Below are 25680 nucleotides of genomic sequence, written 5' to 3' on the forward strand. Positions count from 1 at the left end.
CTATCATTTTTTCTGTTCACATTCATCATCAATCCTTAGGAAACACAATCTCATTCTGAGGATTTTCGTCATCCATCAAAGGCGGATTACCAGCCTTCTTATAAGCCTCATACTTAGCACTGACCTCATCCCTAACTTCTTTCGTCTGCTCTGTCTCAGCATAAATTTTCCCCAAGTTGTCCATCATAAACATATATTTATTATTACTGTATATCCCCCACAACCTCTCATCCCAATCTGAAGGACGTATCGTATAAGCGATAGTAACTTCACAATCCGAATTCTCCACACGTCCCTCCCCAAACTCATGCTCAGCATTCTCTATATCGAAAGTCAGTTTTGTATTCAACTGGGCACCGACCCTAGGGGGACGGGGTACAACCAACTGGGCCGTAAAAGTTTCAGCCCCAACAGGAAATTCATAAGAAGGTATAAACACAACCCCTTCCATCTGATCGACCGTTTTCAGGCAAAAATTCAAAGGCTTTTCCAAAGCATATCCCAAACAACGCACTTTTACCCCTAAAGCACGTTCTGTAACTTCATTTATATAATCCCGGTCATCGAAAACACACTCGGCTTTTGTATTGAAAAATTCCAGACGGGGGGCTTCGTTATATCCCTTTATATCATTTTTCTCACAAGAAATGGCGGTAATCAATACAACCATCATTCCATATATCAATCTTTTCATCACTTACTATTTTCCGGTTATACCAAACATATCTTCATTTTCAGGCAAAGGAAACTGATACTTTGTCCGTACATCGACCAAACTGCAATTTGCAAAAGTGACGTAGTTGTGCCGTTTATAAAAATAAAACAGCTGTCCCTCTCCGTAATACTCTTTCAGGTATTCACGCATCACTTCGTTGATCCGGCGCGTATGCCCACTGTCAAATCCTTCACGGGTATCCGGTTCGTCATATCCTTTTCCCCCATCTGTCGCATCACTGGAGGCGATTCCCCGTTTAAAACGAACCATATCCAAAATTTCAGCGCTGCTCTGCGGATCCGGATCACATTCAGCCATAATATAATACATTTCCGGAATCCTGATCAAGGGCATGACATCTGCACCGGAATAAGCTCCTGTATAATTCGGTAAATGATCTGAGGCATATCCGGTCTGATCGTATTTCGACAAGATTTTCTTTGTATCATCAGTAATCAACATCTCATGAAAAGCGGCATTTCCTGAACGGAAATCAGTAGAACCACCGGCAGATAAATCATAAAACTGCCCGAACAGTTCTTTGCCGACTCCCAAACCGGAAACATTCTGATTGATGAAATCAGGGTCCACCACTTTCTCCATCTCATAAATATGTAAACTAAAAATATGTTCATCGAATAAGATCCTGTTTTCTGTCGTCAAAGCTTCAGTCAACGGGAACAATTTACTTTCCACCACCTCACTGGCAACAGCATAAGCCTTAGCTTTACTTTCTTCATCCCCCTTGTAACAATATACCCTTGCCAACATAGCCTTTACAGCCCAACGATTCATACGAAACTGACGCAGCTCCAGAAACGGGTCTGCATTGACGTCATGAACAAAGATATCATGATCAGCCTCCCACAATAGAGAATCTGCCTGGTGTAAATCCGCCAGACAAGCGTCTACCACCTCCGTAGCAGGTAATACAGGAGTCGGTTCATTACTGAATACTGTCCGATAAGGAATAGCTTTCCCCTGAGGTTCCATAGCAAATACCGGCCCGAACATCCGTAACAGATCAAAATGCAGAAAGGCACGCAAACCCAAAGCTTCCCCTTTCATAATCTCATAATAACCCGGCGTTGTAATTACCTCACGGTTCACCTCCAGATAATGCAGGAAATTATTAATGTTCGCAATAATATTATAAGCACCTGAAAAAACATTATCTTTAATACTTTTATAAGTTCCGTCATAATTATAAATCGATGTCCAGTTCGTTATGTCAGGAGCGTACTCATACCGTCCGGCAAGCATCTCCATATAATTATAGGTTAGCTCACGTCCGTAAAGGGAAGACTCTCCCATTTTAAGATAAAAGCCCGTTAAAGCATCCTGGAAACCAAACTCATCTGCAAACAAATCCTCTTCCGGCACGGAAGTTTTAGGCTGTACATCCAGCCAGTCCGAACATCCGCTACTCCCCAATACGATCACCAACAGGAAACCATATACAAATTTATACATATTCATATTATTTAAATACTACATTTAACGAAATTGCAAACTGACGGGCAAAAGGATAATCCAATCCCCTCTCCTGTTTTACAGATGAGAGATAAAAAATATCCTCCATAGTAAATCCCCACTTCAACGAACTGATAAAACTCTTTTTCAGGAAACGTGTATTTTGCTGATCCATCCGGTAAGTCAGAGACAACGAACCGAAAGTCAATGTATTCTCATCCATCACAAAACGGGATGTCGGACGTGTTTCCGATCCGTTGACAGAGTTTGTCAGGCGTTTGTATTTAGCCACATCCCCCGGTTTCTGCCAGCGTTCCTGCAAGACACGTTTATCTACATTATACCGTAAATCGGCATTCTCGATTTTATCCACCAACGTCTGGTTATATACCTGTCCTCCGAATTTATAGTTAAAAGAAAGATTGGCTCCAAATCCTTTATAATTAAATGCAGTATTGATATTTCCCTGCCATTTCGGCTCTGTGTCCCCGTAAGGGATTTTATCAATAGCATTATACTCACTGGTCACTTTACCATTGCGGGTCAGTAATAACTCATCTCCTGTCATCGGATCGATTCCCAGCGAACGGACAACCCAAATACGCGTCTGTGACTCTCCTTCTTCATACATCGGCAGAGGTTTGTCTTTTTCATTGCTGGTATTAAGCTCATTCATATGGCGCAAAGCATCCGATATTTTTTTCAGTTTTTCTTCATTATGTGAACCATTTACCGTGATCACCCAATAAGCATCTTTATCCAGATTACGATAAGGAATAAATGAAAAATTCAGCTCCACCCCTTTCGTCTCCAGATTTCCCATATTTTCCGGATAAGAAGCAAAACCGACAGAAGGAGCCAGCGTAATCTGTGCCAAAGAATTTTTCGTATTCTTGATATAATATTCGGCCCGGGTAGTAAAACGCCCTTTGAGTAAGGAAAGTTCCAAGCCAACATTCCAGGTTCCGGTCTGTTGCCATTTCAGATTCGAATTACCCAAAGCGACCAGTTCCGTCCCCGTTGCATTAGAAGAAAAATAAGGTTTCATTAAATTGGTATAAGTATAAACTGAGCGGGACTGATAAGGAGAAAAACCTTGTGTACCTGTCACCCCATATGAAGCCCGCAATACCACATCATCCACCCATTTAACATTTCTCAGCCAACTTTCTTTCTTCATATTCCAGCGTAAACCTGCAGACCAGAAAGGAGCAAAACGATTGTCTTTACCAAACTGTGAAGAACCGTCGATACGGATATTAAAATCGGCAGAATAACGATAATCATAAGAATATCCCAAAGTAGCCACAGCTCCCAAAGCCCGGGTAGTTCCTTCACTTCCGGTCATGTTTTCATTGTATTTCTTACCAAACAAAATATGATCCATATTGCCGTTCGGAAAACCCGTCACCGTTGCTCCATAGACTTCGCTATGAGTTTGCTCTACCGAATAACGCAGATTTCCCGTCAGATAATGCACATCATTGACCACATTGTTATAACTGGCTGTAAAAGCAAACATATAATTGAAATCCTCCGACTGGTTACGTTTAAAATCACCCTTCAGGGTAGGATCCACCACTTCAGCAAAAGCGGTGTGCTGTGCAGGACGGAAAACCTCGTCCTTACCTGTCGATTTCTGTATAGAAATATCGGCCTGCAAACGCCAGGCATCCGTCGGAGTATACTCTAATTTAAAAAGGTTACGGATACTAAAAGAGGTGGTCCGGTCTTTACTATGAAAGGTCGTATTATACATCGGATTAGCTACCTGATAAGGTTGTGAATTACCCAGATAGATCATATCCCAGGTCTGCATAATTTTATTGATTTCTCCATTTTCTCCGTAAGGCCGTAAATAAGGATTCAAACGGGTATATTCACTGAAAGATCCGTAAGGACTGTCATCTCCTGTTGAATTATCCACGGTCAGGCTGTTCTTCATCAGTAATTTACGGTAACGGTAAGAAAGATCCAACGCTGCCGTCTGGGTACTACGCCGTGACTCTTTCATTACTCCCGGCGTTTGATTGAGTCCCAGATACAATTTATACCGCAGGGCCTCACTTCCTCCTTCCAGCGTCAGGGCATGCCGGTGTTGTACAGCTGTCCGCAAAGGTTGGGACAACCAATACGTATCGACTCCTCTTTTCACCTCACGCAAACGGTTCTGATAGTCCCGTTGGGAATCCAGGTCATTGGGAGAATATAAACCAGCCAAAGCTTCAACCTGGATTTTTTCCTCTGCATCCATCAAATTATAAGCCGAAAGGTCCGGCATTTGCAAACGCAGGTTACCGCCGTAACTCACATTGATTTCTCCTGGTTTCGGAGTGTAAGTTTCTATTACAATCACACCGTTAGATGCTTTCGAACCGTAAATCGCCGTTGCAGAAGCATCTTTCAGCATTGTGATCGACTGTACACGATCCGGGTCCAAATCGACCATCGTCTGCACGTCAATCTCGAAACCATCCAGTATCAATAAGGGCTGATTCGGATAAGTATCGTATTCTCCCTGCAAAGACACCAAGCTATTGTCTCCGGCCCCTCCGGCAGGCAGCGTGGAAGAACCACGCATACGCATGTCCGGTAAACGGTTCGGATCCGAACCCGCACTGATATTTTCCATGATCCGGAAACTGGGTTCAATGGTAGACAAAGCCTTAGCAATACTTGTAGTACTGATCTTTTTTAATTCATCCCCTTTTACCGTCACCGCAGAACCGGTAAATCCTTCCTTTTTACGGGAAAACATACCGGTAACCACAACTTCATCCAATTCAGTCTCTGCTTCTTCCAGAACAACCCGCAAAGGTTGTACTTTTCCATTCTCTATTTTAACAGGAATCTCTTTGGAATTCATTCCCACAAAAGAAAATTCCAGAGAGATACCCGGAGTTTCTGTTATTTCAAGACTGAATTTACCGTCAATATCCGTTGCCACCCCTATCGTGGTACCTTTCACCACAACCGTAACTCCTGGTAGTACCCCTCCTTTAGAATCGACTACGACACCTTCCAGCTTAATTAATTTCTGGGGAGCAGCCATATCGGCCCCGGCTTGTTTCTTATAAATAACAATAATCTGATTTTCAATCTCATAACTAAAATCAGAACCACGCAGACATTGTTCCATCACTTCATTTATATTTCCCGATACAACGTCTACGGAAACGTTTCCAATAGTATTTATAACTTGCTCATTATAAGCCAATCGGTAACCCAACTGTCTCTTTATTTCTTTAAAAGCTTCTTTTAATGAAACATTTTCCAGACGTAATGTCACACTCTGTCCGGCAGCTTCAACCACTAAAGGTTCGGTTAATATAAACAAAGTAAATAAGGATAACCGGATCCATATTCCTGCCCAACGGCAGACCTTTCCCCACCCTATTCGATTCTCTCTATTATTTTTCATATTCTCATTAAATTACCTATTCCTCTCTTTCAACGGATAATGACCGTCCGGCCTTTCAATTCGATATCCAGCGTACGGGTCTTCTCCAGTATATTCATTACCTGTTTTAACGAACTACTCCGTTCAATTTCAAAAGAATAATATTCATTCTGTTTATCACTATCTACAAAAAACACTTCAATATCATACCAACGTGCCAATTCTCTCATGATATATTCCAGAGAACGGTTATCAAACAAAAAATACCCGTCGATCCAACTTGTTGCCGAAGCTCCGGCTTTTCCAACCACCCAGCGTTCTTCCATCAACTGCACCTGTTCTCCCGGTTTCAGTAAAATTTCATGATTTCCCCGGCTCAACCGGATACTTCCCGACAACAACACAGCCGAATAAGGTTCATCTTCGTAATGACGGATATCGAAACGGGTTCCTAAAACCCTCACGACATTTCCTGCCGTTTCCACCCGGAAAGGCCGCAAGGAATCACGTGCCACATCAAAAAATACCTCTCCGTCACAAGCTACCCGACGTTCCCCTGCCGGAAAAACTACCGGAAAACGTACAACGGATTCCGCATTCATCCATACTTTCGTCCCATCCGGTAAGATCATCTTATAATCCGTTCCTCTGGGTGTCCGGATCTCATTATATTGGGAAGAGTCTGCCCGCTTCACGTTTGCAGTCGGTTCATAACGGGCATACCCATCCTCAGCTAACAAGAAGCCTCCATCCAAATTGTAAGCAGAATCTCTGTTCAATGCAATCTCTTTACCGGAGGCCAGCCGAATGACCGGCAGAGAAGAGGCTGTCACTCTCTCTGCCAGGTCCTGATCCGTTTGCTTCACTTCATTTTGCCAATAAAACCAGACGCCTTCCCCCATACACAACAGCAGAACAATCCCTGCTACCCTCCCCAACCATTTCCGCCGTCTGTATCTCTCGATCCGACGCGCAATATTCATTTTCAAACGTTCACGGGCTTTTTCCTTATCGGACAACTCCAACCCTGCCATCTTACACCTGACATATTCCCGGTTACTGATTTTTTTATAAAAGTCCTGATGCTCCGGTGTTTTCAGCCAGTTTTCCAATGTCCGACTTTCCTGCTCGTCTAAATCTCCCAACAGAGAATGAATAATCGAACGCCTAATCGCCTCTTCACTGTCCGTTCTCATAGCTAATCAAAAGAGTCATTCAGTATCTTCTTTATCACGGGAAAGGAAATCGTCCAGCGACGCAGCTGGAAAATCCATCCCTTCACCCCGGAAATTTTTCATTCGTAAATAAATCAAATAACGGCCCAAAATATTGAATCCCTCATCCATCCCTTTCATCAGGCTGTTTTCAGAAGAACGCCATACCCCGCCACTACATGAGAAACCACCGACATAGACATCGGAAATTTTACCCCTGTCTTTCAATTCTTGCCAGGGTTGCGGAAATTCGGTGGACGACATCGATACGTTCAGATACATCCCCGCATCCTGCCATGACTTCAGGTAACTAGCCGTACTCGCATCGATAGGCCCACCGAAAGAATACTCATCGGCCAATTTTCCGAAAGCATGTCCTCCGGCTTCATGGCGCAAAATCTGGACAAAATTATTCGGGAAAGGCTCCTCAGATACCGGGCAAATAGCGACACCTTCTCCAGATTTGGTCAGGTTGGCTACCCCTCCGTAACGTTTACCGTTAGCCATCACAATCACAACATCCTGCGTCGGAATATAGTCCAAACCTGCACCCTCAATACTAGTCTTGACAAACTCCTGAATAGCTGTATAATCACAGTTCATACCGGTTCCGAACTCATCATAAGAACATTTAAAACGGGTATCTACCACCTTAGGTCCTCCATAAGTCGCATTATAGTCCGTACATCCAGATTCGGCAGATTCAGCATGCAGCAGGATAAATCCGAAACGTTCCGAATAAGTTTTGAAAGGCTCCAGCGATTCCATACCCTCCATCGCTTCCTGACAATACAAATCATAAACCCCCGATTCGATTTCTTCTTTCGTGAAACCGTCTCCGATCAGAATAAAATTAAAAGTAATACGCTGGAAATCAGGTACTGATGCAAAAGGATCATTATAAGTCGGTTTTTTCCAGATCACAGTATGTCCGTCGTAAGTTTTATACATCTGACTCAAGGATAGCGGGAAACTCAATCCCAGTACTTCATTTTCCAGACGTAATTTCGTACGGTTGAAAAACTCACCGGTATTGGGCTGTAACTCGAAAACCATCTTGAATTGTCCGTCTTCGCTTTTTGTCTCCTTTAATTTCACCCATTCTACCTCTTCGTCAAACACCACATCGAAAGGTATATTACATTCAAACGAATGTGTCAATTCTGTCATATCATATTTGGCAAACAGCTTATCGTTATTCAATTTCCATTTGGGTTCCGGATATTGGGTCACTTTCAGCGTATCGCTCAGATTACTCTGGGTGTCCTTCAGATAAACTATAGCCTCCCGGATAACATTGGAATTGTTCACAGTCAAAGTTAAAGCCAGATTCCGGTCGGTCACCGCCTTGGTGACAGGAGCTGTTATCCAATCCACGCCTTCGCTGAAAGTTACATTCAAGGTGCCGTTTGACCGGTAAGGAACTTTCAGGGAAGTATGGTTATACAAAGCGATGAACTCTTTTTCGTTGATCTCCAATACTCCTTTTTCCAGCTGATATACCGGCAAATTCCAGTTTTCTGTTCCTGCCTGAACCACCAGGCGTACTTTTCGTTCTACTTCAGTCGTATTTTCAATTACCGCAACCTTTACCTCATATTCTCCGGCTTGTCCACTTACCGGCTCCACCGATAACCAGTCGGGAATATTTGCAATTTTCCAGGCCTCACTAGAAGTTACCTGAATAACCTGCTCTGTTGCCAGAGAACCGAAACGCAGGGAACTCTCCGAGACTTCCAGCCGGGGCGTATCTACAGGATCGCCGTTGTCTGAGCAACCTCCTAAAAAGAAGGCTGCTCCCAAAAGAAACAATAAATTAATTAAATATTTCATATCTGATATTTTTACTTGTTAAAATGCAAGGAACGGACGAACTTCTCCATAACTTCTGGCCAGATCTCCATAGACATGCATAGTTTCCCACCAACCATTTCGCAAATAAAATTTAAATACCATCGGATGTACCTGATAATCGGTTTCTGTCGAGGTATAAATCCGGTTGAAATAATCTGCCTCCCATGCATTGGTCTGATCAATGATAAAACTGACATCATATCCATAGAAATAGAACTCATTGCCTCCATTATCAACGATCAACTGGTTAATAGCTTTACGTTTTTCTTTCATGGCTTCAGAAGGCTCCTGCCCAGCTTCACCATCAGGAGATAAAACCTCCCCGTCAATCCAGCCTACCATTGCCTGTACTTCTTTAATAGCCGGCAGATACCATCCGGGATTTCCATTCTCGTCATTCAAATCACTGACATAAGCAGCTACAGGATAATGAGTTTTCCAATCGGGGATCTGTTTGTAAGCTTTCATATTCTCCTGTCCGTCTGTCTCACTACGGGCAATTACTCCCACATTATTAGGATCCTCCGGATGGATTTCATCATAAGGTAATCCTGTACGATACCACAGATTCAGATCCCTGTGAGCTTTCAAAGCTACCACTTTACCATGGGCACCTCCGTCGCTGATTTCATATACCAGACCTAAGGGTTCACCATTGACTACATACAAATCACCTACTTTATAATATTTACTTTGTATAATAGTCAATTTCACTTTCACATCCGTCTGAGGAATCTCAACGATTAATTCGACAGAACGGGAACCGGCTTCTGCAGGTGTAGCACTGATCTTTATCTGATTATTAATATCATCCTGTATCACAGTACACCATTTATCTTCGCTTTCAGGCAGGGTCATTCCCCATAGTTTTGCATTCGTAGAGACTTTTACAATCACTTCATCTCCAGCCTCATTCAAGGTAACCCGGTCTGTCGAAAGTACCAGTGACGGTTTGGTTCCGAGCTGAGTTACAACCACCTCACATGAAGCCGTATTAGAAGCCGCACCGGTACTCAGGGTGATGGTAGCCGTACGATCTGTTTCCAGCTCGGAAACAGTCGCATTCACCTTCAGCACATCTCCCTCTGTACTGATAGAACACCACTCCTGCGCCTCTTCATTGACTTCTGCTTTCCAGTTTTCCCAGGAAGAGTTTACCTTCACCGTTATCTCACCGCCTTCTGTTTTAAAATTGACTTTTTCCTGGTCGGTAGAAATTTTCGCCAAAACACTTCCTTCCTGGATAACTGTCAATCTTCCGTTCACAAAAGGAGTAGCACCATAAGGTGTGCTAAGTAAAATTCCAATAGAACGTTCATTCAAAGTCGGATTAGCCTCCACTGATAACAGGTATTTATCTGTTTCCCCTTCTTTCGGTTCCATTTTTACCCATCCCCCGGCATTTACATTATATTTCTCGACTGTCGATAAAACTTCTATATCAACAGTACCTCCGGCAGCATCTATACGGACAGTATCCGGATTCGCCACGATCATCGGCTCATTTCCCATTTGTTCGATAGCCAAAGTATCGGTGAAACGGTTACCTCCGACACCACCGGATACTTCCAACGTTGCACGACGGGCTGTCAACAATTCATTAAATTCGGAAGTCAGTAATAATTTTGAATTTTCTGCATCGAGTTGTACGGTAATCCAATCGACCAAGGTATCGCCACGCCACTTGTACTCGATTTCCGGACTGAAAGTCATATACATCACTTCCCGGGTTTCTTCTTTCGGAGAAAAAACGACTTTTTCCGGAGAAAACATAATAGACATTTTATCTCCGGCCTTTTGGACCACATCCAGGTACAAAGTTTTCATATTTTCCCCTTCCCCTGAAAAAATTTTCACCCGGGAAGAGCGCACTAATGTATCCAGATTCTGTAAAGGACTGATCACCAATTCTTTTTCAGAGACTTTCAATTTACACCATACACTGTCTTCCAATGGAGACATTTCCGCACCCCAGGGATAATTGGATTTCATTGCCAGTTTTTGTTCTCCACCCATTGCCGGAAACTCAAAAGCTGTTTGATTTCCGCCAATTGTCAACTCAACAGGCATATCGAGCCCATCATCATCTTTACAGGCAACAATACCCCATGCGATGAACACGAATAAAACACTAAAAAATAAATATTTTGTCTTCATAAATTTATATTTAATGGTTAACCATTTTTAAATAGCAACGGATAACATGACAGTAACTCCTGTATGTTCCGGAAAATAGCGGCATACTCCCCCGGCACATTGTATTCCCTCCCGATTCCGGCCATAATCGATAGATGCCCGCAAGCTACGCCAGCTGTAACTCCCTCCGACACGATAATAATGAAGGCTGTCACCATAACTTTCATAATTACACATATCGCTTACATATACCATCCATGCCGGAGCCAATCCCAGCTCTAACAATCCCATGGCCCAACGCTGATTATCTTTTGAGTCGCTCCACACATGCTGCAACTCCATCCGTAAAGAAGTTTTCGGGGTAATTTTGTAAAGCAGATCAGCAACCAACACCTCTGAGTCCATCCTCATATTCCCAAAACCATATTTACTGAATTCCAGTTTCCTCTGGTGGAAAAACAACAATGTACTTTTGAAACTCTTCGACCATTTTCTCTCCAATTCCAAGCCGATCTCTCCATAAAGTAATTTTCCTTTCTGCCTGAAAAGATATGTACTCTCATCGTCCTTTTTCACAGTAAGGCTCCGATACATAGATCCGTTCACTGCAAAAGACAGGGGATTTCCTGTTTTCCCCCCCATAGGCAGCTCTCCAAACAAACTGAATTGTCCTCCTGTCTCTCCTGCCATCTTTATCTCATGCGGAAATAAAGTCAACAATGCATATTTATGTTGCATAGTCAATGCCGGCACATAATTCAAACTGACACTTTCATCGTTTAAGCAATCGTCTACCCGCAAATCTCCGTTTTCAAAAGCACGAAATGTTGCGGAAAAACCTATTCCCGGAGCATCGATCCCTGCATACAACAGTACATTACGACCTTTTCCATAGCGGATGTTATATGCGTCGTCCCAATACACAGAGCGACTTTTTGCAACATATTCCCCTCCCAGGGAAAATATCCCTTTGGACAAATCCAGCCTGCCGGCATAATTCCGTACTACCCGGTCGGCCTTCACATTATGTTCATCACTTCTGTCATCACGCAATACCCAGGAACCACCCACCGAAAGCAGCATTCCGTTTTCCGGGAACAACAAACTTCCCAAATCTATTTCTCCATCTGTACCATAGATCCGTACCGGAGCATATTCCTGAAATTTCTGCGGTACTCCGGCCACGACTTTCAAAGTCACCCCATCCCACGGACGCCACCTGATATTCCCCCCCATCAAGGCATTATTAATCCCCAAGGCCCTTTCCTCATAAGTACGGAAAATCAAACCACTTCCAAACTGTTCATATACCGTCCCTGCACGTAATTCCAAAGACTCACCGGCCCATTCAGCAAATCCTCTCATCAACTTACATCCCTCCCATTCCGGAGAAAAACCGATCATTGGTGGTTCATAGATATCATATTCCAAACCAAAACGGAAAGCTTTAAATGAATATCCTAAAGTCAGATAAGTATTGGTAGCCACTTTATCTTCCACCTTCTTCACCCCCAACTTATCATCCTTCATGTAGAATCCCCAGTTCGTCTCCAGACTTCCGCTAAAATGTCCCTTGGAGCGCTGTATTTCCTGGGCTTGTACAAACCCGGAAAATACAGCAAATACAACCAATAAAACAGGAATTTTACACTTATACATTCCTACCTATATTCAAAGATTTAATAACCGACATTCGTCCCAACAACTACCTGCTGAACATTCTCAACCAACCCCTGTTCGTTCGTTACAAAAACCACAAGCGTACTCTTTACCGGATCTGCTTTTCCCATATTGAGCTGGAATTTAATTTCTTTCGGAGCACCCGGTTCAAAAGCCACCGCTTCCTCTCCTTCAAATGAAGGCATATAATCACGCATAGTATGGAACCACTCTATCATCCCCAAAGAAACATGATTCAAATACATACCATCTTCAACCAAAGCAGCGATCACTTTACCGTTGAAAGATTTTTTACTACCGATCACGGCAGTCAATTCAACTTGTTTTTTATCTTCCGACAAAGAATTTTTAATGGCGATAGCAACCTCAGCCTTGGATTTAATAGCTGACAGTAACCCATCACGCCCCATGGCATCAACTGAAAATTTATCTTTATTACGATCTAAATATACCGAAGGAGTACCCGTAGAACCGAAATATGCAATAAAAGCTTTCTCCATCTCCCGGCTACGTTCATCGTATTTCTGCCACATTTCAGGAGATTGTCCCTGATAATGCGTCTCGATCAAAACGATTCTGGGATCTTTCCGGGCCAATGCATCTCCTTCAGTCAGTAATTTGATCGTATTGGTACAGTATCCGCAATTCGTTCCTGTCAGACTTTCTACCAACATACGCGCAGTAAATTCACCTTCTTTAAATGCTCCCAAATTCAATGCCTCTTCAGCTTCTTTACCCTGCCACATTGCAGTAATTCGATGCATCCCGGCCTCTGTCGTTCCGAAATAGGGGCTATCTAACTTTTTCCCGTCGATATAAAACTCTCCTCCAGAAATACGGCTTCCCTGTTCATCAACTAAATAAAGACAGGCAAAATCTCCCCCGTCTGCCACAATACTCTTTTTATCAGAAGCCACCTTTAACTTTACATTCTCATTCATAGCAATCACATCCAAGGTATTAGATACTATTCCCTTGTAAGTTGCTACAACTTTATAGGTACCCGGAGTGGCAGAAGACAAAGTGTTATCGACTAATTCCTGGTCATTGGCTTTATACACACACTGTGTACTTACATCTTTCCCGGTATTGTCCTTCACGGTAAAAACTACAGCATCCACCCCATCTGCAGAAAAATAAGAACGGTCTGAAGTCAGGGTAAGACCGCTTAAAATGCCGTCACCAGTATCGTCTCCATCATCCGAATCAGAACAAGAAAACGCTATCACACAGATAACAGACAAAAACAATAAAAACGATTTTCTCATAATTTTATAAGTTTAAAAGTTATTTTTCAAATAAAGAACGTACACCCCACCCGACAGGGTGACTGAAAAAAAACACATTTCAGGAAAAATATTTTTCCGGAGGCAAAGGGTAAGCTCCATTTCATTCGTTTCCCGGAAATATCCCTATGATTTTATTTAGAAAATCAAAAGAGTTGTCACCCGAATAACAGGGGTACACGTTTTTTTTAAAGAAATAACTTATTCATCCTAATAAAAAGAAAAAATGAAAACAAAAATTTTAATTTTACTCACTTCACTGATCTGTGACCTACAACTTTCCGGACAGACGATTCCGGAAAATGTAACCTTAAAACAATTGGACGGAAAAGAAATTACTTTTAAAGAAGCTGTACAACAAGGACCGGTAATCGTATCGTTTTGGGCGACCTGGTGTAAGCCTTGCCAAAGCGAACTGGAAGCATTAAAAGATTTGGAAGACTCCTGGAAAAATAAAGTCCGGATTATAGCAGTATCAATTGATGATGCCAGAGCAATGGCTAAAGTCAAATCCCTTGTAAAAGGGAAAAAATGGCCTTTCGAAGTACTGCTCGACCCGAACAAAGAGCTATATAAAGCATTCAATATTTCAGCAATTCCCCATGTTTTAGTTATAAACGATAAGAAAGTGGTATGGACCCATTCCGGATACATGCCAGGTAATGAAGTATTAGTTGTAGACAAAGCATTAGAAACAATCGGAAAAAAATGATATAGTAGAGAACATAAAATATTTTAATGGCTGAAAAAATATATAGGATTACTAATTAATTATAGGGGGAAATAAGTAATTTCATATATTTGTCATTATTTTTGTGTGTTATTTATTATACTATGCTGAAAAAAGCCCCAGACAACCAGGCTAAAACTGATTCACAGGAGTTCTCATATGACCAGCCAGATGTATTCGACCGGTTATTCGACCGCCATTACACTTCACTTTGGTCATTCGCATTTCACTATGTTAAAGACAAAGACATAGCGGAAGATTTGGTACAAGAGGCTTTTATCCAGTTGTGGGATCATTTAAAAGGATTTGACAGCTTTGCAGCTATCCGTGTATATCTTTTCCGGAATGTCCGGAATGCAGCACTTGATTATCTCCGGCATGACAAAGTACGGAACAGGAATAGTACAGAACTCAATGTATGGCTACAAAATGAATTGAGGGAGCCATTGGAGCGTAAAATCATAGAAGAGGAGGTATTCGGATCTATGTACGATGCAATTTATAAATTACCGGAACAGACACGAAAAATTGTACTACTGACGCTGAAAGGAGTATCTAATCCCCAAATCGCCGAACAATTGAAAATTTCGGTTAATACACTGAAAACCTTAAAAAAAAGAGCTTATCAATACCTCCGTAATGAACTTGGACCATACAGGTTTACTCTTCTGAATTGGATATTTTTGTTGCGGAAATTAATAAAAAGAAATAATAATTAAAAATAAAAATCCAGGTTTATTTTTTCTTTCTATTCCGGTCCTTGTTCGTGTTCGGGGACCGGAATAATTCTACGTTTTAGCCGGAGATTATTTTTTGCGGCGCAATTCAAAATTTTTCCCCAAATATACTCTTCGTACCTCCGGGTCGGCAGCCAGATGCTCTGCTGTTCCGGCTTGCAGAATACGGCCGTCGTAAAGCAGATAGGCCCGGTCGGTGATCGAAAGTGTTTCCTGTACATTGTGGTCGGTAATCAAAATACCGATGTTCTTATCCTTCAATTTCTGTACGATATTTTGAATATCTTCGACTGCGATAGGGTCTACACCGGCAAAAGGCTCGTCCAACAGAATAAATTTAGGCCGAATCGAAAGTGCCCGGGCAATTTCCGTACGGCGTCGTTCTCCTCCCGACAACTGGATTCCAAGACTTTTACGGATATGCTGCAACCCGAATTCGTCGAGCATTTCTTCGAGCCGGTCTTTCTGCTCTTCTTTGGTCATTTTGGTCATTTCCAATACAGCACGGATATTATCTTCGACACTCAGCCGCCGGAACACCGAAGCCTCCTGTGCCAGATAACCTACCCCCAACTGTGCACGTTTATAAACCGGTTCTTTGGTTATTTCCTGATCATCCAGAAAGATCCGCCCGCCATTCGGAGTGATCAGTCCGACAATCATATAAAAAGAAGTCGTTTTCCCAGCACCATTAGGCCCCAACAAACCCACAATCTCCCCTTGCTCCACTTGCACCGATACATCTTTGACAACGGTACGACTTTTATATTTTTTTATCAAATGTTCTGCTTTTAGTATCATCACGTGCTGTTTTAGAATACAAAGATAAGAAAAAGACAGAGAGGAAGAAAAAAAAATACAATGCCTGCAGGAAAATGATTTAAAAATTCAAATGAACAGAAAAATTAATAGCAAAATTCTGAACATGTTGTCCTGGCCGGTCTTCGCGGTGAGTCAGTCTCCATATCGCATCAATCCGGAACAGCCGGAAAATATTTTCTATGCCGACCCCTGTTTCAAAATAAGGCTTGGACACCGAGGACATTCCCTCGGGGAATAACAGTACGGCCCGGGTATCGGGCAGGCTTCCGTTATTCTTATCGGAAAGTGTGCCGATCAATCCTTTGAAAATAAACACTTCCCGCCATTTCAATTTTTTCATCAAAGGGATCTTCCCCAAAAAGAAACCTTTAAAGTGATGTTCGTAGAAAAATGCCAGCCAGGTATCCGAAGCAAACTCATAGTAATTCATACACGAAAAAGCATAAGGGTCGTAAAAATAGGTAGCGTTTCCTTCGTGAAGTTTCAGTAAAGGATAAGGCACTTTTCCGAAAATCTTTCCTCCGGTCAGTACCACATGAGACTTACCGATCGGCGAAATCGGAAAATCATAGTTGATAGAAGCTACAGCCCGGTAAAATTCATAGTCATTTTTAAACAGCCCCTTCACTCCCATGGCCAAATCGACGCCGATAATCGGATAATCGGACCCTAAACTGTATTTATCGAATGCTTTACGAACGACTATTTCATCTTTAGACAAACGGGTATTCAAGCGTACTATCGTCGACTGTATAGAGGGCATCAATTCTCCGTCAGGTTTCACAAAAGGCACATAAGGATTAGAAAACAGGTCCCTGACCTGTACCCCCAAAGTATTGGAAACCCCTTGCCGCCATTCTTTTTCAAAGTTCACATCCAACTGGTTGACCATACTCAACCGATCGTTATCCCCTCTCGAAAAGATTGAACTCAGGATATTTCCTTCGGTAAACGCATTGATTCCCGCTCCCAATTGCACGACATCGTGTTTGAAAGCAGCCGATAACTTCGAAGTCGGTAAATCGTTGAAGGAATAATCGAATCCACCGGCTCCTTTCCAGCGACGATCCTTCGTTCCATAGGCTCCGTAACCGAAAAGACGGATTTTCTTGCTGAAATCGGTTGTAGTCCGGGCGCCCAACTGAAAACGGCATCCTTCCTGTTTGTTGAAGCTAAGCAACTTATAATAAGGTCCCCACTCTACATATTCGGTATCGTAATACCCACCCAGGACCATAGAGACAATCGTGTATATATTTTGATACAGGGGTACGTTTTTAATCGAATCGACCATTCCATAGATCTGTTTTTCCTTACCACTCAATGCATAGGGCCGGATCGTATCCCAAAAACGATCGTCATTTTTCAGGACATTATTATCGATAATCACATTATTATCCATTTTGAGCACCCTGTCGGGAATGACCGGATTCAGCTGTATATGCGAGTAATCTACTTGCCGGTGCCCCAAAAAGGACACCATCTTCGAAGAATCGGACATGACGATGGAAAAATCGGCAAAGATTTTATCCTGCTTCGGAAACCAGACCGAATCGTCCAGGAACTGATTTTCATTATCCAACACCAGGTGTCTGATCCAGTTCACATTCAACCCCTTCATCATTTTGACGTGAGCCGATTGCAATGCCCAGGTCATCGAATCGATATTTACTTCCCCATCCAATACAGGTGTAGAGAAAGATTTGGGATGAAATCTGATTTTATAGGTCTTCCGGCCATCGATCTGCAAACTATCGACCAGGAAATATTTATAAAATAAAAGCCCGTGATCCGAAAGCGGACTGGCGAAACGTACTTCGAAAATATCGATATAGTTGTCGTAAAAATTGACGTTGGTATGTAAATGGCCGGTAAACTGCGCCAGGGTATAGTCTTCTTCAATACCGGAAATCCGGCTGGCATTCACAATCTCCCGGGATAAGGACGGTGACTTCCGGTAATAATAATCGGCAGAAGCTTCGGAAATCATCACAGGCAGATAAGCCTTTCCCGTAATGACCGAAGTATCCATGTGCTCGAAGATAAATCCGAAATTCTTTTGTAACTTCTTATTTTTAAACCCTGGCTTGATATTCGTCAGGTCGAGCTCCATCTTGGTATAAGTCTTACAATAATATTGTTCGAACCGGGCAGGATTATTTCTGTATTTGTTTTTACTGACATTCCGGAGGATCACATGTGCCGGATTTTCTCCGGGAGTAACTTTTACCTCGTCCAGATCGAAAGTCTGAGGTTCCAGCTGAAAATCGACAGCATTGTACGCCCCCTTGTTTATCTTTACTGTTTTCGGGAGATAACCGACAAAAGACGCCTGGAGCTCAGTCACTTCTTCGCGGGTTTCGAGGTAATATTCTCCATCGAAGTCGGTGGTCATTCCAATAGTCGTCCCGGTAAAAAAAACATTGACCAGAGGTAAAACTTCTCCCGTCTTGGCATCCGTCACTTTCCCCTTCACCCGGGTACTCTGAGCCCACATGCATTGTCCAAGTAACAGTAATACAACTAATAATACGATTCTTTTATTCATGATCATTATACTACCCCTTCTCTCAATATATCGTGGATATGAACCATTCCCTTGTATTTTTTATCTTCGTCCACGACCACCAATTGAGTGATACTATTCTGTTCCATTTTCTGGAAAGCGTTGTAAGCGAGTTCTTCTTCCTGAATAGTTTTCGGAGAAACCGACATAATATCCCGGGCTTTCAAGCCATCCACATCTTCATATTTCTCGAGCATACGTCTCAAATCCCCGTCGGTAATAATGCCTAACAATCCTCCTTCGGCATCGGTCACCGCCACTGCGCCCAATCTTCCGCCCGACATCTCCAATATCACTTTACGGATTCCGTCTTCCAAAGATACATAAGGCCGGTTATCCTGATCGAATACATCGGATACCCGGGTATATAAACGTTTCCCCAAGGATCCTCCGGGATGATATTTAGCAAAATCACGGCTTGAAAAACTCCTGCATTGGATCAGACAAATAGCAAGGGCATCTCCCATCACAAGTTGTGCTGTCGTCGAGTTGGTCGGCGCCAGATTATTCGGGCAAGCTTCACGGTCGACCTGTGCTTTCAATACATAAGCCGCATTCTTTGCCAGGAAAGAATCGGTATTCGATACCATAGCCACGATCTGTTCGTTACCGACATTCCGGATCAACGGGACCAGCACCTTGATTTCGGGGGTGTTCCCGCTTTTGGAAATACAAATGACGACATCGTCGTGGCAAATCATCCCCAGATCACCGTGGATAGCGTCGGCCGCATGCATAAAAACAGCAGGAGTACCGGTCGAATTGAGAGTAGCCACTATTTTTTGGGCAATAATGGCACTTTTACCTATACCTGTAACGATCACCCGTCCTTTCGTATTATAGATCAATCGGACCACTTTTTCGAAATCGTCGTCGATAAATCGAGCCAGATTCTGTATAGCTAAAGCTTCATCAGCAATTACTTTTTTTGCAACCTCCTTAATATCAACCATCTTAGATTATTCTTTAAAATATTTCTTAAACAATAGACAATATTTATGCCAAAAAAATCAGAAAAAATTATGGTAACCCGATTTTTTTCCTATAACTTTACTAAACGACAAAAATACCAATTTTTGTCATTCATTTGCTTAGGTGATCATAACATTTATTGTGCCATTTTGTTTGTCCAAACAAATTAAGTTATAAATTTGCATTTCCTTGAGAAAAAGGGTGTGCAAAATATATGAATAATACAATGGGATTGCAGATTAATTTACACGCAAAATTAAAAGAGTATTTTGGCTTCGATCATTTCAAAGGAAATCAGGAAGCCATCATTAAGAACGTGCTGGCAGGAAATAACACTTTTGTATTGATGCCTACAGGAGGTGGTAAATCGTTGTGTTATCAATTACCGGCATTGCTTCTCGAGGGCACCGCGATTATTATTTCTCCGCTGATTGCTCTGATGAAAAATCAGGTGGATGCCATGCGTTCATTTTCAGCCGCTGAAGGAGTTGCGCATTTTCTCAACTCTTCGTTGACCAAAAATGAGATTTTAAATGTGAAAGAAGACATTTTGAGCGGTAAAACGAAAATGCTCTATGTTGCTCCCGAATCCTTGACCAAGGAAAGTAATGTTGAATTTCTAAAGAAGATCAAGATTTCTTTCTTTGCTGTGGATGAGGCACATTGTATCTCGGAATGGGGCCACGATTTCCGGACAGAATACCGGAAAATCCGTCCGATCGTCGAAGAAATCGGTAAAGCGCCGATCATTGCATTGACTGCGACAGCGACACCCAAAGTGCAGAACGACATCCAGAAGAACCTGGATATGATGGATGCCCAGGTTTTTAAATCTTCTTTCAACCGACCGAACCTATACTACGAAGTACGTCCTAAACAAGGAGATGTCACGAAAGACATTATTAAGTTTATTAAAAACCATGAAGGGAAATCCGGTATCATCTACTGTCTGAGCCGGAAGAAAGTGGAAGAACTGGCGGAAGTGCTTAGTATCAACGGTATCAAAGCAGCTCCTTATCATGCGGGAATGGATGCCAGTACCCGAAGTACCAACCAGGACCGCTTCCTGATGGAAGAGGTGGACGTTATTGTAGCGACCATCGCTTTCGGTATGGGGATCGACAAACCAGACGTACGCTTTGTCATCCATTACGACATTCCTAAAAGTCTCGAAGGGTATTATCAGGAGACAGGACGGGCAGGACGGGATGGTGGCGAAGGAATCTGTCTGACTTATTATAGTTTTAAAGACATCCAAAAGCTCGAAAAGTTTATGCAGGGGAAACCCATTGCCGAACAGGAAATCGGTAAACAATTGCTGATGGAAACAGTCGCTTACGCCGAGACTTCTTTATGCCGGCGTAAAGTACTGCTCCATTATTTCGGAGAAACCTATGAAGAAGACAACTGCGGCTGTTGTGACAACTGCCTCTATCCGAAGAAAGAGTTCGAAGGCGAAGATTATATGGTCGATGCCCTGCAACTGGTCAGCGATGTTAAAGAAAAATTCAAAATCGAACATTTGGTTAATATCCTCATCGGTGAAGCCGATTCTGCCATCAAATCGTATAAGCATGATAAACTGGAATTATTCGGTGCCGGTTCGGAAAAAAGCCGGCAATTCTGGACGATGGTATACCGGAGGGCTTTAGTCAGTTCATTTATCGAAAAAGATATAGAACAATACGGAGTAATCAAACTAACGGATGAAGGCCAAAAATTTTTGGATAACCCTAAAAGTTTTATGCTGATGGAAGATCACAATTTCGACGAGAACGAAGAAGAAGAAAAGATACAGGAGAAAGGTGGTGTATCTGCGTTGGACAGCACTTTATTCGCTATCCTGAAAGATTTACGGAAGAAAATAGCCAAGACCAATAACTTGCCTCCTTACGTCATTTTCCAGGACCCGTCACTGGAAGATATGTGTACCAATTATCCGATCACACTCGAAGAATTGGCCAACATCCAGGGCGTAGGTGCCGGGAAAGCACAGAAATACGGCAAAGAATTCGTCGAAGTCATCAAACAATACGTTGAAGACAACGAGATCGAACGGGCACAGGATATGGTCGTGAAAACAGTAGCCAATAAATCCAAATTCAAAGTATACATCATCCAGAATATCGACCGCCAGATCGATCTGGAAGATATCGCTTCGGCTTTGGGGCTCAACTTCGACGAACTGATCAAGGAGATGGAAGCGATCGTCTTTTCCGGAACGAAATTAAACATCGATTATTATATCAATAAGATCCTCGACGAAGAGCAACAGCAGGAAATCATGGATTATTTTATGGAGGCGAGTTCCGACAATATTTCCGAAGCTTTCGACGAATTCGAAGGGGATTATGCAGAAGAAGATCTTCGGCTGATGCGGCTGAAGTTACATTCCAAACACGGAAACTGACAATGGAAAAAGTTGCGGGAAATATTGGGGGTAAGTCGAAATGATCGATACCCCCTCTTTTTTCGTCAACTATAAGGGGTATGTCACTGTGTCACAAACACTCTCCAACTGCCGTCCTTTTCACCTCGCTCAACGTATTTCTTCTGATCATTATATATTTCAATGGCTTTGAATATCGATCTGTTCAAATATTATTCGGAAGCCTTAGAAAAAAACAATGAGATGATCCGGCTTCATAAAGCCAAAGATGAGCAGAAAATAGTAAGAAAAAGAAAAATTTTTTTAGAAGTAGAAGTCAGCGAAGATGAGTATCAGGCTTTTATGAAGCAAACGAAATAATCCGTCTTATTTACCTCATACTCATCTTCCTCTAGTTTTTCAATTCATTTTATCTACAGAACGGACAAATTCGATATCCTCCCGGAACAATTTCCGGTAAGTGATATGGGTGCGCCAGGCTTTCGCTCCGATGTAATCCATCAGATGTATCATTGGAGGATTAAAATCGCCCACCCAATTCAATTCCAGATATTTATATTCCCTGTTCGCTTCGATAATGCGCTCAGTAAAGCGTTTGATCATGGCCGCTTCCACTCCTTTCCCCTGAAACTCGGGTACCACTCCGAACAACTGTCCCAAAGCCACATCGATTTTCCGGAAATGACGGTAATACATCAGTTTCAAACCACCCCACAAATTCATTTTTCCATTTAAATGTCTCACTACCTGATTGATTTCCGGGAACATCAGGAAAAAACCGATCGGTTGCTCTTTATAAAAAGCAAAATAAATCAAATCCTTATCGATAATCGGTTGTAAACTTTTATAAATCGCTTCTACCTGCTCCCGGGTAATCCCGTCTACTCCGTGTACTTCCAGATTCCAGGCTTTATTATAGACCTCCAATAAGGCTTCTATGGCTTTCTGCTTCCCGATATCCCCATAGGTCTGGACCGTATAATCGGGATTTTTCAATATCCGGTCGGCTTTCCAAACGACAATTTTAGAAAGGCTGTCCATAACAAGACGGGTGCGGAATGTAAACTGTTTGAAAAAATCCCGGAAACCGTAGTTTTCAAAAAAAGAAACATAATAAGGCTGGGTATAAGGCATCGCATAAACAGGCGACTGATCGAATCCATCGACCAACAACCCCCACCACTCAATCCGTTCCCCGAAATTTACCGGCCCTTCCATGGCCTCCATACCTTTTCCTTCGAGCCACTCCCTGCATTTATCGAACAAACAAAAAGCGGCCTGCCGGTCGTCGATACATTCAAAAAATCCCATTTGCCCGACACTATATTTGTCCAGATGACAGGTTTTCCGATTGATAAAAGCAGCTACTCTCCCTACACATTGCCCTGCCTCGTCCTTCAAAATCCAGCGGATACATTCGCCATTTTGGAAACAAGGATTTTTCGCAGGATCGAATACATTCCGGATATCATTATCCAAAGGACGTATCCACCAGGGATTTCCTTTATATAGTCTTACCGGTAATTCCAGAAAGTCCGTTTCATGTTGTCGGGTAGTTACTTCAATTAAAGTATACATAACAAAAAAATTAAATTTTTTGACTTAAGGCCATTGCTTGAGCCGGAAAGATAAAATCGGCCAATCGCTTGAGCCAAACGACAATAAAAGCCAATAATATTCGCGGGACGATCAGCCATACGACAGGTAACCCCAATACGGCAAACAACAAAGGATCTTCCAACTGCGAATGCGATATCGCCAGATGATAATTCAACAAATCCGCTTCGGTCCCGGTTAGTTTACCTTGCCGGGCATAATCCATCAATACAGCGGAACCGTAAGCCAACCCCAGCGTATTGCCCACCACCCATAAAAAAGCCACCTGTCGGGGTAAACCCAACAATTGCATACCCGGACCTAAAAGCGAAGAGATCCATTTCAATACCCCGAATTCTTCCAACAGACGTTGCAGGATCATCAATCCGGTAATCAGGGCCACGACTTTCAGGGACAACCACAGACTGGTTTGCAGCCAATTGAACAAAGTATCGCGGAATCCCAAGTCGACAGAAGGCTGCGCTATCATCCGCCCTGCAAACTCCGGCAAGATCAGATTTAAAACGGCAGCAGCGATAAAACTACAGGTAAAACGGAGTAAGACCATCTTCCAACCCGCAGAACCGGTTTTCTTCTGTACCAAAGTTTCCACCGGATAATTATGGGAAATCAGGCACATCATAGCCAACAAAATCCCTTCTCTCACCGTGAAATCCATATTCGACAGCAAAGCGATCACCGTATAGATATTGGTAAAAATACCGGTCACAAAGACCAAAGCCGCATCACCGGGCAAACCGATCCTGGTGAACAAAGGAGCTACCACAGCAGAAACAGCCGGCAACACCTGAAAGTAGGTAAGCAACATCACCACGAAAGAAACCGGAAGCATAATCTTCAAAAACCAGCAAGAGGTTTTCAATGCCACCGGCCAGACTTTCCTGATACAACCGATTATCCTTTCTTTCATCATATCCTATTTTCTCTTTTTTCCTCTTCCCCCTTCTCTCTCTCAGCCTATAGCTTTTAGCATTTAGCATTTAGCTTTTAGCATTTAGCTTTTAGCATTTAGCTTTTAGCTTTTAGCTTTTAGCTTTTAGCTTTTAGCTTTTAGCTTTTAGCATTTAGCTTTTAGCATTTTACTTTTTACCTCAACTGCTCGGTCAGCAACCGGATCTCCAATGCCGGGCTAATCCGTTCGTACAGAATATTATAAACGGCATTCGTTATCGGCATATGCACATTATACTGGTCGTTGATTTCTTTAATTCCTTTCACGCCGAAATATCCTTCGGCAATCATCAGCATTTCCATTTGTGCCGATTTCACCGAATATCCTTTACCGATCATCGTCCCGAAAGTCCGGTTCCGGCTAAACTGTGAATAAGCGGTTACCAGCAAATCCCCCAGATAGGCCGAACTCTTGATATCCCTTTCTATCGGATGAACGGCAGCCACAAAACGCTCCATCTCCTGAATGGCATTGGATACCAAAACGGCCTGAAAATTATCTCCATATCGCAATCCATGACATATTCCCGCTGCAATAGCGATAATATTCTTCATAACAGCCGCATACTCCGTACCATAGATATCGTCCGAAATCGTCGTCTTCACATAATGGCAGTTGAACAATTGTGACACCAACCGGGCCACCCGGGTATCGTCACAGGCAAAGGTCAGGTAAGACAGGCGTTCCAAAGCAATCTCTTCTGCATGACAAGGCCCTGAAATCACCACGATCTGCTCCAAAGGTACTTCATACTGCTGGTGGAAGAACTCACCGATAATCAGATTATCATCCGGGATCATTCCTTTAATCGCCGACACCACAATCTTGTCTTTCAACGGACGGGTGGCTTTTGCCACCACATTTTTAAGAAAAGCACTCGGTATAGCAAAAATGATGATATCCGAACGGGCAATCAGTTTGTCCAGATTATCCGTAAAAGAAATCCGCGACAGATCGAAATCGACCGAACAAAGATAGCGAGGGTTATGGTTCAACTCTTTAAAAGCGTTGATGGTCTCGATATTACGCATAAACCAATTGATATGCTCATTCGTTTCCAGCAGAATCTTAGCAATAGCCGTAGCCCAGCTTCCGCCGCCGACGATCGCAATCCGTGGATTTTCAGGAATTTCCATG

General features: G+C 42.7%; 18 protein-coding genes. 4 read left to right on the top strand and 14 right to left on the bottom strand.

Annotated features, from left to right (window positions below; all coding sequences use genetic code 11):
- Positions 1-28: 28 nt before the first annotated feature.
- From AC5RDS_RS11370 to AC5RDS_RS11405, 8 genes are read right to left on the bottom strand one after another with little or no spacing between them, the layout of a single operon-like run.
- A complete protein-coding gene (locus AC5RDS_RS11370; protein WP_013611891.1) occupies positions 29-694 on the bottom strand; it encodes a DUF4843 domain-containing protein in 666 nt (221 codons plus the stop codon).
- A 6-nt stretch (positions 695-700) separates the two neighbouring features.
- A complete protein-coding gene (locus AC5RDS_RS11375; protein ID WP_013611892.1) occupies positions 701-2188 on the bottom strand; it encodes a RagB/SusD family nutrient uptake outer membrane protein in 1488 nt (495 codons plus the stop codon).
- Positions 2189-2195: 7 nt separating this feature from the next.
- Entirely contained in the window at positions 2196-5609 is a 3414-nt protein-coding gene (locus AC5RDS_RS11380; protein ID WP_118104639.1) for a SusC/RagA family TonB-linked outer membrane protein, read from the bottom strand.
- Positions 5610-5638: 29 nt separating this feature from the next.
- A complete protein-coding gene (locus tag AC5RDS_RS11385) occupies positions 5639-6784 on the bottom strand; it encodes a FecR family protein (RefSeq protein ID WP_494222349.1) in 1146 nt (381 codons plus the stop codon).
- Between the two features lie 15 nt (positions 6785-6799).
- Entirely contained in the window at positions 6800-8635 is a 1836-nt protein-coding gene (locus AC5RDS_RS11390; RefSeq protein WP_494222350.1) for a BACON domain-containing protein, read from the bottom strand.
- Positions 8636-8653: 18 nt separating this feature from the next.
- A complete protein-coding gene (locus AC5RDS_RS11395) occupies positions 8654-10813 on the bottom strand; it encodes a BACON domain-containing protein (RefSeq protein ID WP_118104645.1) in 2160 nt (719 codons plus the stop codon).
- Between the two features lie 27 nt (positions 10814-10840).
- Positions 10841-12451, bottom strand: a complete 1611-nt coding sequence (locus AC5RDS_RS11400) for a DUF6029 family protein (RefSeq protein WP_368323632.1) — start codon at positions 12449-12451, stop codon at positions 10841-10843.
- A 20-nt stretch (positions 12452-12471) separates the two neighbouring features.
- The gene (locus tag AC5RDS_RS11405) at positions 12472-13740 is read right to left on the bottom strand and encodes an Omp28-related outer membrane protein (RefSeq protein ID WP_494222351.1); all 1269 of its coding nucleotides are present in this window, start codon (positions 13738-13740) and stop codon (positions 12472-12474) included.
- Between the two features lie 244 nt (positions 13741-13984).
- Between AC5RDS_RS11405 and AC5RDS_RS11410 the strand changes: the two genes are divergently transcribed.
- Both AC5RDS_RS11410 and AC5RDS_RS11415 read left to right on the top strand, forming a co-directional pair.
- Positions 13985-14470: a TlpA family protein disulfide reductase gene (locus AC5RDS_RS11410; protein WP_013611899.1), complete on the top strand. Its 486-nt coding sequence runs from the start codon at positions 13985-13987 to the stop codon at positions 14468-14470.
- A 122-nt stretch (positions 14471-14592) separates the two neighbouring features.
- The gene (locus tag AC5RDS_RS11415; protein WP_140398570.1) at positions 14593-15207 is read left to right on the top strand and encodes an RNA polymerase sigma-70 factor; all 615 of its coding nucleotides are present in this window, start codon (positions 14593-14595) and stop codon (positions 15205-15207) included.
- 87 nt (positions 15208-15294) lie between these two features.
- Here AC5RDS_RS11415 and lptB read toward each other — a convergent pair whose 3' ends face one another.
- From lptB to AC5RDS_RS11430, 3 genes are all read right to left on the bottom strand, one after another.
- Complete coding sequence (gene lptB / locus AC5RDS_RS11420; RefSeq protein WP_013611901.1) at positions 15295-16026, bottom strand: LPS export ABC transporter ATP-binding protein; 732 nt, start codon at positions 16024-16026, stop codon at positions 15295-15297.
- A 79-nt stretch (positions 16027-16105) separates the two neighbouring features.
- Positions 16106-18595, bottom strand: coding sequence for a DUF5686 and carboxypeptidase-like regulatory domain-containing protein (locus tag AC5RDS_RS11425; protein ID WP_195328817.1), 2490 nt, complete (start codon positions 18593-18595; stop codon positions 16106-16108).
- 5 nt (positions 18596-18600) lie between these two features.
- Positions 18601-19566 (bottom strand): KpsF/GutQ family sugar-phosphate isomerase, encoded by a 966-nt coding sequence (locus AC5RDS_RS11430; RefSeq protein ID WP_013611903.1) that lies wholly within the window; start codon positions 19564-19566, stop codon positions 18601-18603.
- 245 nt (positions 19567-19811) lie between these two features.
- Between AC5RDS_RS11430 and recQ the strand changes: the two genes are divergently transcribed.
- Both recQ and AC5RDS_RS11440 read left to right on the top strand, forming a co-directional pair.
- Positions 19812-21995, top strand: a complete 2184-nt coding sequence (recQ, locus tag AC5RDS_RS11435) for a DNA helicase RecQ (protein ID WP_013611904.1) — start codon at positions 19812-19814, stop codon at positions 21993-21995.
- A 162-nt stretch (positions 21996-22157) separates the two neighbouring features.
- Entirely contained in the window at positions 22158-22334 is a 177-nt protein-coding gene (locus AC5RDS_RS11440; protein ID WP_013611905.1) for a hypothetical protein, read from the top strand.
- Positions 22335-22373: 39 nt separating this feature from the next.
- On the opposite strand, the gene AC5RDS_RS11445 is transcribed toward AC5RDS_RS11440, so the two are convergent.
- From AC5RDS_RS11445 to AC5RDS_RS11455, 3 genes are all read right to left on the bottom strand, one after another.
- Positions 22374-23552: a hypothetical protein gene (locus tag AC5RDS_RS11445; protein ID WP_013611906.1), complete on the bottom strand. Its 1179-nt coding sequence runs from the start codon at positions 23550-23552 to the stop codon at positions 22374-22376.
- Positions 23553-23562: 10 nt separating this feature from the next.
- Positions 23563-24504: a nucleoside recognition domain-containing protein gene (locus AC5RDS_RS11450; protein ID WP_118107746.1), complete on the bottom strand. Its 942-nt coding sequence runs from the start codon at positions 24502-24504 to the stop codon at positions 23563-23565.
- Positions 24505-24677: 173 nt separating this feature from the next.
- A complete protein-coding gene (locus tag AC5RDS_RS11455) occupies positions 24678-25679 on the bottom strand; it encodes an NAD(P)H-dependent glycerol-3-phosphate dehydrogenase (RefSeq protein WP_013611908.1) in 1002 nt (333 codons plus the stop codon).
- Position 25680: the final 1 nt, after the last annotated feature.

It is taken from the genome of Odoribacter sp. (assembly GCF_985060555.1).